General features: G+C 68.9%; 15 protein-coding genes and 1 tRNA gene. 7 read left to right on the forward strand and 9 right to left on the reverse strand.

Features of this window, described 5'->3' with window-relative positions; genetic code table 11:
* Positions 1 to 35 precede the first annotated feature (35 nt).
* The 3 genes from rimM to ffh all read right to left on the reverse strand — a co-directional run bounded on the left by rimM (position 36) and on the right by ffh (position 2,903).
* Positions 36 to 575: a ribosome maturation factor RimM gene (rimM, locus tag JOD31_RS11100; RefSeq protein WP_204950362.1), complete on the reverse strand. Its 540-nt coding sequence runs from the start codon at positions 573 to 575 to the stop codon at positions 36 to 38.
* Positions 576 to 848: 273 nt separating this feature from the next.
* On the reverse strand, positions 849 to 1,199 hold the full coding sequence (rpsP, locus tag JOD31_RS11105) for a 30S ribosomal protein S16 (protein ID WP_020187119.1): 351 nt from the start codon (positions 1,197 to 1,199) through the stop codon (positions 849 to 851).
* Between the two features lie 153 nt (positions 1,200 to 1,352).
* Positions 1,353 to 2,903 carry a signal recognition particle protein gene (ffh, locus tag JOD31_RS11110; protein WP_204950363.1) on the reverse strand — a complete coding sequence of 517 codons (1,551 nt, stop codon included), beginning with the start codon at positions 2,901 to 2,903 and terminating at the stop codon, positions 1,353 to 1,355.
* Positions 2,904 to 3,316: 413 nt separating this feature from the next.
* On the opposite strand from ffh, the gene JOD31_RS11115 reads away from it, so the two are divergent.
* On the forward strand, positions 3,317 to 3,484 hold the full coding sequence (locus tag JOD31_RS11115) for a hypothetical protein (RefSeq protein ID WP_204950364.1): 168 nt from the start codon (positions 3,317 to 3,319) through the stop codon (positions 3,482 to 3,484).
* Positions 3,485 to 3,562: 78 nt separating this feature from the next.
* Positions 3,563 to 4,456: a diaminopimelate epimerase gene (gene dapF, locus JOD31_RS11120; protein WP_246482422.1), complete on the forward strand. Its 894-nt coding sequence runs from the start codon at positions 3,563 to 3,565 to the stop codon at positions 4,454 to 4,456.
* A gap of 3 nt (positions 4,457 to 4,459) precedes the next feature.
* On the opposite strand, the gene panE is transcribed toward dapF, so the two are convergent.
* Positions 4,460 to 5,383: a 2-dehydropantoate 2-reductase gene (gene panE, locus JOD31_RS11125; protein WP_204950365.1), complete on the reverse strand. Its 924-nt coding sequence runs from the start codon at positions 5,381 to 5,383 to the stop codon at positions 4,460 to 4,462.
* Positions 5,384 to 5,671: 288 nt separating this feature from the next.
* On the opposite strand from panE, the gene JOD31_RS11130 reads away from it, so the two are divergent.
* From JOD31_RS11130 to JOD31_RS11140, 3 genes are all read left to right on the forward strand, one after another.
* The gene (locus tag JOD31_RS11130; protein WP_204950366.1) at positions 5,672 to 6,142 is read left to right on the forward strand and encodes a (2Fe-2S)-binding protein; all 471 of its coding nucleotides are present in this window, start codon (positions 5,672 to 5,674) and stop codon (positions 6,140 to 6,142) included.
* Between the two features lie 4 nt (positions 6,143 to 6,146).
* On the forward strand, positions 6,147 to 8,354 hold the full coding sequence (locus tag JOD31_RS11135; RefSeq protein ID WP_204950367.1) for a xanthine dehydrogenase family protein molybdopterin-binding subunit: 2,208 nt from the start codon (positions 6,147 to 6,149) through the stop codon (positions 8,352 to 8,354).
* 151 nt (positions 8,355 to 8,505) lie between these two features.
* Positions 8,506 to 8,580, forward strand: a tRNA-Thr gene (locus JOD31_RS11140).
* A 229-nt stretch (positions 8,581 to 8,809) separates the two neighbouring features.
* On the opposite strand, the gene JOD31_RS11145 is transcribed toward JOD31_RS11140, so the two are convergent.
* A complete protein-coding gene (locus JOD31_RS11145) occupies positions 8,810 to 9,763 on the reverse strand; it encodes a calcium-binding protein (RefSeq protein WP_246482423.1) in 954 nt (317 codons plus the stop codon).
* 295 nt (positions 9,764 to 10,058) lie between these two features.
* On the opposite strand from JOD31_RS11145, the gene JOD31_RS11150 reads away from it, so the two are divergent.
* Positions 10,059 to 10,484, forward strand: a complete 426-nt coding sequence (locus JOD31_RS11150) for a hypothetical protein (RefSeq protein ID WP_204950369.1) — start codon at positions 10,059 to 10,061, stop codon at positions 10,482 to 10,484.
* 152 nt (positions 10,485 to 10,636) lie between these two features.
* Positions 10,637 to 12,361 carry a ubiquinone-dependent pyruvate dehydrogenase gene (gene poxB, locus JOD31_RS11155; protein ID WP_204950370.1) on the forward strand — a complete coding sequence of 575 codons (1,725 nt, stop codon included), beginning with the start codon at positions 10,637 to 10,639 and terminating at the stop codon, positions 12,359 to 12,361.
* Positions 12,362 to 12,371: 10 nt separating this feature from the next.
* Here poxB and JOD31_RS11160 read toward each other — a convergent pair whose 3' ends face one another.
* From JOD31_RS11160 to JOD31_RS11175, 4 genes are all read right to left on the reverse strand, one after another.
* Positions 12,372 to 12,596, reverse strand: a complete 225-nt coding sequence (locus JOD31_RS11160) for a hypothetical protein (protein ID WP_020187089.1) — start codon at positions 12,594 to 12,596, stop codon at positions 12,372 to 12,374.
* Between the two features lie 120 nt (positions 12,597 to 12,716).
* A complete protein-coding gene (locus JOD31_RS11165) occupies positions 12,717 to 12,926 on the reverse strand; it encodes a cold-shock protein (RefSeq protein ID WP_020187088.1) in 210 nt (69 codons plus the stop codon).
* Between the two features lie 278 nt (positions 12,927 to 13,204).
* On the reverse strand, positions 13,205 to 13,975 hold the full coding sequence (locus JOD31_RS11170) for a cell wall hydrolase (protein ID WP_204950371.1): 771 nt from the start codon (positions 13,973 to 13,975) through the stop codon (positions 13,205 to 13,207).
* Between the two features lie 107 nt (positions 13,976 to 14,082).
* Complete coding sequence (locus tag JOD31_RS11175; protein ID WP_204950372.1) at positions 14,083 to 14,481, reverse strand: DUF930 domain-containing protein; 399 nt, start codon at positions 14,479 to 14,481, stop codon at positions 14,083 to 14,085.
* Positions 14,482 to 14,633 lie beyond the last annotated feature (152 nt).

Here is a 14,633-nt window from a genome sequence, read left to right on the forward strand (position 1 = left end):
GAGAACACACGCGGCGCGAAAGGGCTATCGTCCGCTCAGGCCTGCTCGCCGTCCTTCGGCTCGTCCAGCAGACCGTCGGGCGGGTAGGCGACCATGCGGCCGCCGGGGACGTCCACCACGGGGACGACCGCCTTGGTGAAGGGCACGTAGACCGTGCGCTGCTGCCCGTCGAGGCGGACCTCCAGCAGGTCGTCGGCGCCGAAGTTGGTGACGGCGATGACCTCGCCGATCGGCGCGCCGTCGGCGCGTTCCATCTTCAGGCCGATCAGGTCGGCCCAGTAGAACTCGTCCTCCTCGGCGGGAGGCAGTTCGTCACGCGAGATGTAGAGGCCGACGCCGTTCAGCGCCTCGGCTTGCTCACGGCTGTCGATCCCCTTGAAGCGGACGACGAGCATGTCGTCCTTCAACGGCCGCAGGGTCGAGACCGCGAACACGCGCGTCCCGGCCTTGTCGGTGACGGGCTTGTAGCGCTTGAGCGCGGTCAGCTCTGCCGTGAAGGCCTTGACGCGCACCTCTCCCCGGACGCCGTGGGCGGCGCCGATCACGCCGATCTGGACGAGGCGGGACGGGGGCATAGGATCACCTTGTGCGCCCTGCCGACGCCATGAGCGCCGGGCAAGACGTGTCGCTGGCCGAGCGGGCCGCTCTCCGAACGTGGCGTCATGGTCCGGCTTGACCGGACGATCCATGTCAGGCGTCGAGCTCGACGTCGAACATAGGTCCTCCAGTCAAGCCGGAGGACGACGGCGGGCGCGCGGAACGCGCTCGCTTATCGCGGCGTCGGCTCGCCCGGCGATCCCGATCGAAGCTTGTGGCTTCGTCCGGGATGACGCCGCGCGGGACCGAAATCACTCGGCGGCTTCGGCGCCCGACTTGGCGGCGGCGGCCTCGGCGCGCTCCTGGGCCTTCTTGCCCGGAACGCCCTTGGTCAGGTTGCTGCGCGCGTCGCGCTTCAGCAGGCCAGCCTGGTCGAGGAAGCGGTGCACGCGGTCGGTCGGGGTCGCGCCCTTGGCCAGCCACTCCTTCACCTTCTCGGCGTCGAGCACGACCCGCTCGGCGTCCTTGGCCAGCAGCGGGTTGTAGGTGCCGACGCGCTCGATGAAGCGGCCGTCGCGCGGGTAGCGCGAGTCGGCGATCACGATGCGGTAGAACGGACGCTTCTTGGCGCCGCCGCGGGCGAGACGAATCTTGAGAGCCATTTTCTTTCTTCCTTACGTTCAGTTCTGCGTTTCAGACTGCGTCATGCCCCGGCTCGTCCGGGGCATCCAGGCTCGATCGTCAAGCGCTGGGCAGCGAAGGTGTGGATGCCCCGGACGAGCCGGGGCATGACGATGAGTGCGTGACGGACGGCCTCACTTCTTCTTCCCAAGGCCGGGAAAGCCGCCGAGACCCGGCAGCTTCGGGCCGCCGAGACCTGGGAAACCGGGCGGGAAGCCGCCCGGGCCGCCGGGAAAGCCGCCGCCGGGGAAGCCCGGGGGCAGGCCCTCGGGCATCTTGCCCTTCTTGAGGTCCTCGAGCGCCTCGGGCGGGATGGCGGGCGCGCCGCCGCCGCCGAAGCCCAGCGCCGCGCCGAGGCCGGCGAGCGGTCCGCGGCCCGACTTTCCGGCCTTGCCCATCATCTTCATCATGTCCGCCATCTGGCGGTGCATCTTGAGGAGCTTGTTGATCTCCTCGACCTTGGTCCCGGAGCCCGCCGCGACGCGCTTCTTGCGGGAGGCCTTGAGCAGGTCGGGATTGCTGCGCTCGGCCTTGGTCATCGAGTCGATGATCGCGGCCTGGCGCTTGAACATGCCCTCGTCGAGGTTGGCGCCGGCCATCTGCTTCTTGAGATGGGCGACGCCGGGCAGCAGCGACATCACGCCGGACATGCCGCCCATGCGCTGCATCTGCTGTAGCTGGTCCTTCAGGTCGTTCAGATCGAACTGACCCTTGCGCATCCGCTCGGCGGTCTTCGCCGCCTTCTCGGCGTCGATCTCGGCCGCCGCCTTCTCGACGAGCGCGACGACGTCGCCCATGCCGAGGATGCGGTTCGCGATGCGCTCGGGGTGGAACTCGTCCACCGCGTCGAAGCGCTCGCCGGTGCCGACGAGCTTGATCGGCTTGCCGGTGACCGCCCGCATGGAGAGCGCCGCGCCGCCGCGGCCGTCGCCGTCGACGCGGGTCAGCACGATGCCGGTGACCCCGACCGCCTGGTCGAAGGCGCGCGCCGTCGTCACCGCGTCCTGGCCGGTGAGGGCGTCGACGACGAGCAGGACCTCGTGCGGATTGGTGATCTTCTTGACCTCGACGACCTCGGCCATCAGGGCCTCGTCGAGGGTGGTGCGGCCGGCGGTGTCGAGCAGCACGACGTCGTAGCCGCCGAGACGGCCGGCCTCCATCGCGCGCCGGGCGATCTGCACCGCGGTCTGGCCGGCGACGATCGGGAGCGTCGCGACCTCGGTCTGCTTGCCCAGCGTCGCGAGCTGCTCCATCGCAGCCGGGCGGCGCGTGTCGAGCGAGGCCATCAGCACCTTGCGCTTGTCGCGCTGGGTGAGCCTGCGGGCGATCTTGGCGGTCGAGGTGGTCTTGCCCGAGCCCTGCAGGCCGACCATCAGGATCGGCACGGGGGCCGCGGCCGCGAGGCTGATGCCCTGCGCGTCGGAGCCCAGCATCGCGACCAACTCGTCGTGGACGATCTTGACGACCATCTGGCCGGGCGTGACCGACTTGACGACGTCGACGCCGACCGCGCGCTCCTTCACCCGATCCACGAAGGACCGGACGACCTCAAGCGCGACGTCGGCCTCGAGCAGCGCCCGGCGCACCTCGCGCATGGCCTCGGCCACGTCCGCCTCGGTCAAGGCGCCGCGTCGGGTCAGGCGGTCGAGAATGCCGCTCAGGCGGTCGGTCAGCGTGTCGAACATCAAGCTCTCGCTCGTGGCTTCGGTCCCGACCAGCGAATCGCCCAACGCAAATCGCGCCCGCGGGCGCATCGCGCTGGCGGACGTTGACCCCCGGAACTCATGGGACGAGGGGCTTTGCGGGACGTCTCTCGATCAAGACGTGGCGGTTTCCATACGGTTCGGGCGCCGCCGCGTCAACCTTGGGCGGGGTTGCGCGGGCCGCGACCGCCAGCGACCGCGGCGGAGCGTCGCGCGGCAGGTCGACGTCTGGCGTTTGGCGCGAGTTGGGAGTATTTCCCGATTTGTAGCGCACGCATTCAGACCGCGCCCCATGGCCAATGTGTGGCCGGGCGTTCTGAATTCATCGATCCGAGGCGACGCAGGTCTCAGCGCTCACCCTGCGACGCACGGCTTAAAGCCCGTCGGAGTGACTGATGACTTCCATGACAACCCGGAATCCCGTCCGCCGTGTTTTCACGTGCTGGCCGTCCCGCATAGGCGCGATCGCGCTGCTGGCGCTTGGCGTCAGTTGCGGAGCGGACGTGTTCGCAGGCTCCACCTCCACGGCGCTCGCGCAGGCGACGGTCGCTGTCGTGGAATAGCCCTCTCGCGCCCCGGCGCATCGCAGGCCATATAGTGCGCGCCCGACGGCCGCCGCCGTCGCTGGAGCTGCACGCGCCATGACCATGCCGGACGCCACCACTGCAAGCTCGCTGATCGGTCGCCCGTTTGCGAAGATGAACGGGCTCGGCAACGAGATTCTGGTGGTCGACCTGCGCGACGGCGGCTCGGTGACGCCCGCCGAGGCGCGGGCGCTCGCTCAGCGCCCCGAGACCCGGTTCGACCAGCTCATGGCGCTCCATCCCGGCCTGGACGGCGTCGCCGCCTTCATGCGCATCTACAACGCGGACGGCTCGGAGGTTTCGGCCTGCGGCAACGGCACGCGCTGCGTGGCCTGGCTGCTCATGCGCGACGCAGGCGTTTGCGACCTCGTGCTGGAGACCGACGCCGGCCTTCTGCTGTGCTCGGCCGGCGCTGAGCCCGACCAGGTCACCGTCGACATGGGCGCGCCCAGCTTCGGCTGGGCCGACATCCCCCTGAGCGAGGCGTTCGACGACACCCGGGCGATCGAGCTGCAGCTCGGGCCGATCGACGCCCCGCTGCTGCACTCGCCCTCCGTCGCGAACGTCGGCAATCCCCATGCGATCTTCTGGGTGGATGACCTCGACGTGGTCGATCTGCGTCGGTCGGGGCCGCTGCTCGAGAACCACCCGCTGTTCCCCGAGCGCGCGAACATCTCGCTCGCCAAGGTGACGTCGAAGAGCGCGATCACGCTCAAGGTCTGGGAGCGCGGCGCGGGGCTAACGCTCGCCTGCGGCACCGCGGCCTGCGCCGCCGCCGTCTCCGCGGCGCGCACCCGCCGCACCGGCCGCGACGTCGTGGTGACGCTGCCCGGCGGCCCGCTGCGCATCGTCTGGCGCGAGGGCGACGACCACATCCTGATGTCCGGCCCCGCGACCCTCGAGCACGAGGGCCGGATCACGGCCGAACTGCTGGACGCGGCCGCGGCTTAAGGGTCAGGCCGTCTCCATCGCCTTGCGCGCGGCGTAGGCCTGCATGTGAGCGTAGGCGATCGCGAGCGTGGGAACGGCGACGCCCGCCGCCCTCCCGCGGTCGCGCAGGTCGCCGAGGATGTGGTCGTGCTCCGTGCGGCCGCCGCTCTCGACGTCGCGCAGCATCGAGGCGGTCGCGGGCGAGCCCGCCGCGGTCAGCATGCCGAGGCTCTGCGCCCGGAACGCCTCGCGCGGGACGTAGCCGTTCGCGGCCGAGACGCCCGCGCACTCGTCGAACAGCGCTCGCACGAGCGCCTCGCCGTCATCGGCCTGCATGATCGCCCCGACGGGCGCCCGCATCAGGCAGGTGACGCCGGCGAAGGTCGCGAGCATCGTGAACTTCTCCCACATCTGCTGCATCACGTCCGCGCTCAGCTCGGGCGCGAACCCGCCCTTCTCGAGCTCCGCATGAAGCGCCGCCGCGCGCTCCTGCTGCCCGGGAGCGCGGGCGCCCAGCACGAAGCCCTGCAGCCTGTTCAGGTGCTTGATCGCGCCGTCGGCGGTCATGGTGACGCCGATCAGCGCCACGCCGCCCAGCACGCGGTCCTTGCCGAACGCCGCGTCGAGCGCGTCGAGGTGGCGGACGCCGTTCAGCAGCGGCAGCACCAGCGTGTCGGGCCCGACCGCCGGCGTGATCGCCGCGATCGCGCTGTCGAGATCGTAGGCCTTGCAGGACAGCAGCACGGCGTCGAACGGCTCGGACGCCGTCGTGATCGCCGTCACCTTCTGGGTCACGTCGCCGTAGGGGCTCGTCACCACGAGCCCGTCGCGCCCCAGCCGCTCGGCGCGGGCGGGACGCACAAGGAAGGTGACGTCGACGCCAGCCGCCGCGAGCCGCGCGCCGAAATAGCCGCCGATGCCGCCGGCTCCGAGAATCAGAATGCGCATGCCGAACACCCCTGGTCGCCGGCCACGTCCGGCGGGCGGCCGGCATTAGGCCGCAACCCGCGCCGCTCGAAAAGCCAAGGATCGTGCGCTCGGCCATTCATGGCCGTGATGGGTTTGGTCTCGGCAAAAGCCCTTACGCCTTTCGTGCAAGACACTCGGAGGATCGTGCAAGAGGGCAGTCTGGAACCTCTCAAATCAGGAGCGTACCATCCGCTCACTTCGACGCTGCGCCCCGGAGAGGGCGCGGCGATGCCCGCGGGCCGATGGGCCCGCCAGACGAGGTCCAACATGATCAAGCTCAACATCAACGGCGAGGCGCGGTCCGTCGACGTCGACGCCGACACTCCGCTGCTCTGGGTCATCCGCGACGACATCGGGTTGACCGGCACCAAATTCGGCTGCGGCCAGGCGCTCTGCGGCGCCTGCACCGTGCACATGGACGGCCAGGCCGTCCGCTCCTGCCAGACCATGGCGGGCGACGTCGGCGACGCCAAGATCGTCACCATCGAGGGCCTCGTCGGGGCCGACGCCTCGAAGGAGGGCAAGGCCGTGCAGGCCGCCTGGCGCGCGCTCGACGTGGTCCAGTGCGGCTACTGCCAGTCCGGCCAGATGATGTCGGCAGCGGCGCTCCTGTCCGAAAACAAGAAGCCGACCGACGACGACATCGACGCCGCCATGAGCGGAAACGTCTGCCGCTGCGCGACCTACCACCGCGTACGCGCCGCGATCCACGACGCCGCGAAGCGGCTGGAGGCCTGACGCCATGACAGCCCACACCAATATCCCCGCCGCCGCGAAGCCGCTCGACCTCAGCCGCCGCGGCTTCCTCGCAGTCGCCGGCGGCGCCGGCCTCGGCCTGATGGTCGGCCTCAAGGTTGATCCCGCCGCGGCTCAGGGCGCCGCGGGCGGCGTCGTGCAGTTCAACCCCTTCGTGAAGGTGGCGCCGGACGGCGCGATCACCGTCGTCGTCAAGCATCTCGACATGGGGCAGGGGCCGACGACCGGCCTCGCCACCCTCATCGCCGAGGAGATGGACGCCGACTGGAGCCAGATGCGCACCGAATTCGCGCCGGCCGACAACAACCTCTACGCCAACCTCGCCTTCAAGGCGCAGGGCACCGGTGGCTCAACCGCCATGGCGAACTCCTGGGAGCAGTACCGCACGGCGGGCGCGACCGCCCGCGCCGTTCTGGTGAAGGCCGCCGCCGACAAGTGGCAGGTGGCGCAGGGCGAGATCAGCGTCGACAAGGGCGTGCTCACCCACCCCTCCGGCAAGCGCGGCACCTACGGCGCGTTCGCCGAGGCCGCCTCAAAGATCCCGGCGCCGACCGGCATGGCGCAGGAGACGCCCTACAAGGACGCCTCCAAGTTCAAGCTGATCGGCAAGGAGGGCCTGCACCGGATCGACAACGACCCGAAGACCGACGGCACGGCGATCTACACCCAGGACGTCAAGCTGCCCGGCATGCTGGTGGCCGCCGTCGCCCATCCCCCGCGCTTCGGGGGCAAGGTGAAGAGCTTCGACGACGCGGAGGCCAAGAAGGTCAAGGGCGTCGAGCGGGTCGTGCAGATCCCCTCGGGCGTCGTGGTGCTGGCGAAGTCCACCTGGGCGGCCTTCAAGGGTCGTGACGCGCTGAAGGTCGAGTGGGACTTCTCGGCCGCCGAGAACCGTGGCTCCGACGAACTGCTGGCGATGGCCAAGGACGCGGTGTCGAAGCCCGGCGTCGCGACCGCGACCAACACCGGCGACGCCGAGGGCGCGCTGAAGGGCGCGGCCAAGGTGATCGAGGCGGACTACGCCTTCCCCTATCTGGCGCACGCGCCGATGGAGCCGCTGAACTGCGTCGTCGATCTTAAGAAGGACCGCGCGCATCTGATCTACGCGGCGCAGTTCCAGGCGATCGACCAGCCGACGGTGGCCGCTCTCACCGGTCTCAAGCCGGAACAGGTGACGATCGAGACGGTGTGGGCCGGCGGCAGCTTCGGCCGCCGCGCGGTTCCGACCGCGGACTACGTGACGGAGGCCGTGATGATCGCCAAGGCGATCGACGGCGCGGTTCCGATCAAGCTGGTCTGGACCCGCGAGGACGACACCAAGGCCGGCTACTACCGGCCGTTCTACGCCCACAAGGTGCGCGCCGCGATCGGCGCGGACGGCATGCCGGTCGCCTGGCATCACCGCGTCGCCGGCCAGTCGATCTTCTCCGGCACCGCGCTGGAGGCCATGGCGGTGAAGGACGGCGTCGACGAGACCTCGGTCGAGGGCGCGTCGAACCTCGCCTACGCCGTGCCGAACCTGAAGGTCGAGCTCACCACGCTGAAGGTCGGCGTGCCGGTGCTGTGGTGGCGGTCGGTCGGCCACACCCACACCGCGCACGTGGTCGAGACCATGATCGACGAGCTGGCCTTCGCGGCCGGCAAGGACCCCGTCGAGTACCGGCTGGCGCTGCTGAAGGACAAGCCGCGCCACACCGCGGCTCTGAAGCTCGCGGCGGAGAAGGCCGGCTGGGGCGCGAAGCTCGAGAAGGGCAAGGGCCGCGGCGTCTCGGTGCACGAGAGCTTCAACACCATGGTCGCCCAGGTGGTGGACGTCTCGATCCAGAAGGACGGCTCGATCAAGGTCGACCGCGTGGTGGCGGCCGTGGACTGCGGCGTGGTGATCAACCCCGACGTGGTGCGGGCGCAGATCGAGGGCGGCGTGGGCTTCGGCCTCGGCGCGGCGCTGCGCAACGCCATCACGCTGAAGGACGGCGAGGTCGAGCAGGCCAACTTCGACACCTACGAGCCGCTCCGGATCGAGGACATGCCGAAGGTCGAGGTCTACATGGTCAAGTCCGAGCAGAAGCCGTCGGGCGTAGGCGAGCCCGGCGTGCCGCCGCTCGCGCCGGCTCTCGCCAACGCGATCTTCTCCGCCACCGGCGAACGCGTCCGCGACCTGCCGCTCGGCGACCGCAAGTTCAAGAGCGCCTGACGCCGATCTCCGCGGGCCGGCCGCCCCTCCTGGCCGGCCCGCGGGCTTTTTTCCGACGCGGCGATTTAAGTCGTCGTCGTGCGCTTGCGCCGGTCCGACCCTTGTGGCAGGTTCCGCGCGCTTCAAGCCGGCCGCTTCGCCGGCCCTCGGCGCTGCGGTAGCTCAGTGGTAGAGCACTCCCTTGGTAAGGGAGAGGTCGAGAGTTCAATCCTCTCTCGCAGCACCAGATTCTTTCCAAGAGAATGCGTGGACGGAACGAGCTCAGCCGGGCGGCTTGAGTCGCCGTTTGCTGTCTTGGTTCGGAATGTCGCTGGGACCGCGCCGAAGCGCTCCCGGGTCCGCGGGGGAGGTTCGGCGGCGACTCCGACGGATCGAATCGGTTGAGGGTTCGAGCGTCGCTTGGGGGCTCGGCCGCCCCGGCGGGAGCCGAGGCGGGGCGTCTTCTGAGTTCAGGATCAGGCTTCGGTTCCGATGATCGAGAAGCTGTCGGCGGTGAGTTCGGGCGCCCCCCGCAGGGTCGCGACCAGCACGGCCTTTTCCGACCCGGTGCCGTCCGCGTCGTAGAACAACCGGCCCAGGGTCTCGTTGTAGACGAAGCGCGTGTCGGCCTCCGTCGCCTTGCCCGTCGCGTTGGACTCGAACAGGCTGTCGTCGAAGCTGGTCAGGCCGAAGCCCGCGAGATCGATCGCGATCGTGTCGACCCCGACCTTGAAGTCCGTGATGGAGTCGCTGGCGTCCGCGACGCCCGTGAACACGAAGACGTCTTCCCCGTCGCCTCCGGTCAGCGCGTCCTTGCCGGCGCCGCCCGTCAAGGTGTCGTTTCCGGCAGTCCCGATGATCCTGTTGGCGAGGTCATTGCCTGTCAGCGCAAGGCCGGTCGCGCCGGAACCGATCAGCCGCTCCGTGTTGGCGCTCAAGGCGTAGTCGACCGACGCGTAGACCGTGTCGCTCCCTCCGTCGGCGTCTTCCGTGACGGAGTCGCCCAGGTCGTCCACGTAGTAGGCGTCGTCTCCCGTCCCGCCGGCCAGGCTGTCAGCCCCGAGGCCGCCGTTCAGCCGGTCGTTCCCGCCGCCTCCGTTCAGCGTGTCGTCGCCGTTCCCGCCCTTGAGGTAGTTCGCGCCGTCGTTGCCGGTCAGCACGTTGTCGAGCGCGTTGCCGACGCCGTTGATCCGGTCCGAGCCGGTGAGCGTAAGGTTCTCGACGTTCGCGCCCAGCCTCCAGGCGATGGAGGAATGGATGGTGTCGGTCCCCTCGTCGGCGTTCTCGGTGACGACGTCGCCGATGTTGTCGACATAGAAGGCGTCGGCGCCCTCGCCGCCCACCAGGCTGTCCGCCCCACCGCCGCCGTTCAGCGTGTCGGCGCCCTCGCCGCCGATCAGAACGTCGGCATATCGACCGCCATAGAACAACGCGGAGTAGGCGCCGCCGCCATCCGCGCTCGAGAAATCGAAATAGTACCCGTTCAGATCGTTAAATAAAGTCGTATCGTATCCGTAGTAACCGACCGCCCCGTCGGCTGAAAAATTCGCTACCGTAAACTGATCCGTGGTCCGTCCAGTTCCGAGATCGCTTAATCCCCCAATAAAGAGAACAGTACTCAGCCTTCCGTTGTATGTTGAGCCGAGCCGGCCTTCCGCGCCGCTTACCATTGAGATCGAAGTGGAGGCCGATTCCGAAAAATCTCCGCCACTTGTATATAGATAGGTGCCCGCCATCGCCCGCCATCGTTACGCGCTGCTCTCAGTTGAATCGCTGGCGCGCCGCACTGGCATCAGGGCGTCCTGCCACGCTATCGCCGCTGACTTAAGTGTGGCCGTATTTACAATTTCTATCTCACGTTCTATGCGATCGCATGATTTGCACTTTGTCTCACTTGGAAACAGGCGGAAACATGCGCATTTCGGCATTAACCATCTGAGCGCCCGTCGCCTTGTCCGGCGACGCCCCTTCCGGGAGACGCTCGTCGAACGTCGCTGGCGCCATGCCTGGCGCTGCGCAAAACATCGGCTTGCCATTGCCGCCATGACAAGGCTGACGGAGATCCAGCCGCCGATCGCCGCGATGGATCGGGCGCCGGCGAACAAGCAGGCCGGCGCGCTGCCGGGCGGCATCAACGCTGCTGACGATTGAGCGCGACGGAGCCTCCAAAAAGAGCGGCGGCCGCTGTCTGATCTGCCGGGTCAGCAGGCGGCTCCGTCGCCCTGCGCAAGGCTGCCCTGAGGGAACCGTCGCGCTGCGGCGCGCCTATCCCCGCGAGCCGTGAGACCGGAAGGACGCCGCCCGTGAGCCAGACCATCGCAGACCTGCTCGTCGCAACGCTCGCAAACGTGGGCGTCAAGCGAATCTGGGGCGTGACGGGCGACAGCCTGAACGCCATGAACGACAGCCTGCGGCGGCTGAAGACGATCGCGTGGATGCACGTCCGCCATGAAGAGGTCGCGGCCTTTGCGGCCGGCGCGGAGGCGGCCGTCACCGGCGAGCTCGCGGTCTGCGCCGGCAGCTGCGGCCCAGGCAACCTGCACCTGATCAACGGTCTTTACGACTGCCAGCGCAACCGCGTGCCGGTGTTGGCGATCGCGGCGCACATTCCCTCCAGCGAGATCGGGCTGGAGTATTTTCAGGAGACGCGGCCGACGGAGCTCTTCCGCGAGTGCAGCGTGTTCTGCGAGATGGTGCAGGATCCGCGGCAGATGCCGGAGATCCTGCACCGGGCGCTGCGCACGGCGATCGGCCGCAAGGGCGTGGCGGTGCTGGTGATCCCGGGCGACATCGCCCTGAAGCCGGCGCCGGAGGCCGCGCGGGCCGACTGGCCGCGGCTGTCGGAGCCCCGGCTGCTGCCGAACCTCGCCGACGTCGAGGCGCTCGGGCGTCTGCTCGACGGCTCCGGCAAGATGACGCTGCTCTGCGGCGCAGGCTGCGCAGGCGCCCATGACGAGGTGGTCCGGCTCGCCGACGCGCTCGGCGCGCCGATCGTCCACGCGCTGAGGGGCAAGGAGCACGTCGAATGGGAAAACCCCTTCGACGTCGGCATGACCGGGCTGATCGGCTTCTCGTCCGGCTATCACGCCATGATGGACTGCGACACGCTGCTGATGCTGGGCAGCGACTTCCCCTACCGCAACTTCTATCCGCCGAAGGCGAAGATCGTGCAGATCGACAGCGATCCCGGAGCCCTCGGCCGGAGGGCCCAGCTGGCGCTGGGGATCGTGGGCGACGTGAAGGCGACCATCGGCGAGCTGCTGCCGCGTCTCGCGGGCGGCCGCAGCCGCGCGTTTCTGGACCAGGCGCTCAAGCATTACGGCGAGGCGCGGAAGGGGCTGGACGATCTGGCGAAGCCCGCGGGCCGGGGCAAGCCGCTGCACCCGCAGTTCGTGGCGAAGACCATCGACCGGCTGGCGGCCGACGACGCGATCTTCACGGCCGACGTCGGGACGCCGACGGTCTGGGCCGCGCGCTACCTCACGATGAACGGCAAACGCCGGATCGTCGGGTCGTTCCGCCACGGTTCGATGGCGAACGCCATGCCGCAGGCGCTCGGCGCGAAGGCGGCGCACCCTGGCCGGCAGGTGATCTCTCTGTCCGGCGACGGCGGCTTCGCGATGCTGATGGGCGACGTGCTCTCGGCGCGGCAGCTCAAGCTGCCGATCAAGATCGTCGTGTTCAACAACGGCTCGCTCGGATTCGTCGAGATGGAGATGAAGGCGGCGGGCTACCTCGACACCAACGTCGCGCTGGACAATCCGGACTTCGCCGCGCTGGCCGAGAGCGCAGGGCTGAAGGGATTTCGCGTGACGTCGTCCGAGGAGCTCGAGGGCGCGCTGTCGGCGGCCTTCGCGCACGACGGACCTGCGCTCGTGGACGTGGCGGTCGCGCGGCAGGAGCTGTCGATCCCGCCGAAGATCGAGCTAGAGCAGGCGAAGGGCTTCAGCCTCTATATGCTGAAGGCCATCATCAACGGCCGCGGCGACGAGGTCATGGAACTCGCCTCCACCAATCTGTTCCGCTAGGCGCGGAGCGTCAGGCGGCGGAGGCCGCGCGCTTGCGGGTCTTCTTCACCACCGGCGGGGGCGCGGCGGCCTGCTCGGCGGCGTCCCGCTCCATCCGCGCCAGGCGCAGACGTTCGGTCTTGGCGTCCTGCTGCGCACGGTCGCGGTCGATGATCTCGCGCGCCGCGCGGGTGGTGGCGTCGCCCTTCATCTCGGCTTTCGACGCCTTGAACAGCGTCTCCTTGGTGACCTGCATGGCCGCCCTCCTAAGAACCTCTGAAAACAAAAAAGGCCGGGCGTGACGCCCGACCTTTCAACGCTTGGCCGTCACGGGCCGCGCCAGTACATCCGTGGTCGCGGACCGAAGCGACGTAGATCACGCGGCCTGAAGGTTCTCGGCAGCGCTCTTGCCCGAGCGGTTGTCGCGCACGACTTCGAAGCTGAGCTTCTGCCCCTCGACGATCGTGTGCAGACCAGCGCGCTCGACGGCCGAAATGTGAACGAACACATCCGTAGCGCCGTCGTCCGGCTGAATGAATCCGTAGCCCTTCTGGACGTTGAAAAACTTCACGGTGCCAGTCGCCATAACGATCTCCTTTTTCGTTGGCGTGAATCAACGCGTCTCGAAACGAACGAAACGCACGTACCATCGATTTTGAGAGGAAGATCGTGCAGGCGCAGGAAGCGCAAAACAAAATTCAACGAACAAGATCGATGGCGAAAACATAGCCCTTCAGCGGGGAAAACGCAAGGCAATGCGGATTGCTTGGCGAGGCGCGCTGAAAACAGAGCGCCGCAAGGACGAGGCGCGCGTTGTTCTGCGCCTCATCCCAGCCCCGACCGCACGTGCGCGAAGCCGCGGCGTCAGCGCGCCGCGACCGGCGTGGCGAAGGCCGCGGCGGACGCCACAGGCTCGGGCGTCGGAGCGAAAGCGGGCGGCGGATCGAACGCGGGGAAGGCGGGCGCCGCGACGGCGACCTCGGTGCGGACGGGTGGCGTCGCGCGGACCACATGGGTCTCGACGCGGACCGGCGTCTCCGCCGCCTCGTCCCGCGAGATCAGCGCCGCGACCACGATCGGCTTCGCTTCGGCCGTCGGATCCGCCTTGGCGTAGGCGAGCGCGAGGTTGCGCGAACGGGCGTTCTCGCGGGCCTGGGCGATGCTGTCGACGCTGCGCTTCTCGTAGAAGGCGTTGCCGCCGGCCACCAGCACGTAGCGCATGTTGGGGTAGGGGAACCTGAGGCCGGCGGTGTGGAAGAACATCGCGCCGCGGACGCCCGGATGACGCTTGCCGGCGGCGACCTGCTCGGCCACGCGGCGGGCGCGCTCGGCGCCGCTGTCGTCCATGCTGCGGGTCATGACGCCGGGGGCGAACTGGCCCTTCTGACCGACGACGTCGCAGTAGCTGGCGCCGTACTTTCCCGACTTGAGGCGGTTCTGCACCACCGTGCCGACGGCGAGCATGCCCTCGTCGCTGCCCCGATGGGATTCGAAATACATCGCACGCGCGAGGCAGTCCCGTTCGCCTCCGTCGAGGCTCACTTTCACGATCTGCGGCTTCGGGTGCTGCGCGCAGCCAACCGCGCCCAAGGCAGCGGCGGCGACGACGCCGGCGCGGAATGCGCGCTTCGTCATGCCGGGTGGTCCCCCCTCGAATGCAGGCCCGCCAGAGGCGGCGTCCCACGACCCTTGATGACCGTTAAAGGACGCCGGGATGGTTATCAATCCGTTAACAGCCCGCCTCACTGCGGAACGAGCTGGTGGTCCGCCCATTCCGAACGCGGGATTTCCGCCCCGAGCTTGAAGCTCAGCGACAGCACGTCGAGACCGTCGGGCGTGGTGCGGCAGACATAGGACAGACGGTACCAGGCGTTCCCGCTGCGCACCGCGGCGCCCGGCGCATGCACGACGTCGTCCTTCACCTCGCTGTCCCTGAAGGCGTAGGCGACCAGCTCGTCGGGACGCATCGCGCGGTTGGCGCGGCTGATTTCGCCCATCGCGCGGGCGTTGCAACGCTGCTCGATCCGCGTGTCGAGATCGAGCGCGAGCATCTGGTCGGCGACCGATTTCGTGGCGTGGGCGGCGCCGGGGAGCGCCAACGCGCCGACCAGGCCGACGGCGAAACGGAACGAACATGTCATGCGGCGACTCCCGGCGGCGGAAGGACACAAGGCGCGCGGCCAGCGATCGAAGCTGAGGGCGCGTCTAGCATGCGCGCCGTCGATTGGGCGATCCCCCTTTTCACGGCGCCCGGACTTGCGCGGCGGCCGCGTTCGGCCAATGAGAACAGCGG

Source organism: Methylopila capsulata, from assembly GCF_016907975.1.
GTDB lineage: Bacteria > Pseudomonadota > Alphaproteobacteria > Rhizobiales > Methylopilaceae > Methylopila > Methylopila capsulata.

Coding starts and splice junctions, on each gene's coding strand:
- panE (WP_204950365.1), bottom strand. CDS start 5,383: ATGCGCATTCTGATTCTCGGAGCCGGCGGCATCGGCGGCTATTTCGGC.
- JOD31_RS11130 (WP_204950366.1), top strand. CDS start 5,672: ATGATCAAGCTCAACATCAACGGCGAGGCGCGGTCCGTCGACGTCGAC.
- JOD31_RS11170 (WP_204950371.1), bottom strand. CDS start 13,975: ATGACGAAGCGCGCATTCCGCGCCGGCGTCGTCGCCGCCGCTGCCTTG.
- dapF (WP_246482422.1), top strand. CDS start 3,563: ATGACCATGCCGGACGCCACCACTGCAAGCTCGCTGATCGGTCGCCCG.
- JOD31_RS11135 (WP_204950367.1), top strand. CDS start 6,147: ATGACAGCCCACACCAATATCCCCGCCGCCGCGAAGCCGCTCGACCTC.
- JOD31_RS11160 (WP_020187089.1), bottom strand. CDS start 12,596: ATGCAGGTCACCAAGGAGACGCTGTTCAAGGCGTCGAAAGCCGAGATG.
- JOD31_RS11165 (WP_020187088.1), bottom strand. CDS start 12,926: ATGGCGACTGGCACCGTGAAGTTTTTCAACGTCCAGAAGGGCTACGGA.
- JOD31_RS11175 (WP_204950372.1), bottom strand. CDS start 14,481: ATGACATGTTCGTTCCGTTTCGCCGTCGGCCTGGTCGGCGCGTTGGCG.
- rimM (WP_204950362.1), bottom strand. CDS start 575: ATGCCCCCGTCCCGCCTCGTCCAGATCGGCGTGATCGGCGCCGCCCAC.
- JOD31_RS11115 (WP_204950364.1), top strand. CDS start 3,317: ATGACTTCCATGACAACCCGGAATCCCGTCCGCCGTGTTTTCACGTGC.
- rpsP (WP_020187119.1), bottom strand. CDS start 1,199: ATGGCTCTCAAGATTCGTCTCGCCCGCGGCGGCGCCAAGAAGCGTCCG.
- ffh (WP_204950363.1), bottom strand. CDS start 2,903: ATGTTCGACACGCTGACCGACCGCCTGAGCGGCATTCTCGACCGCCTG.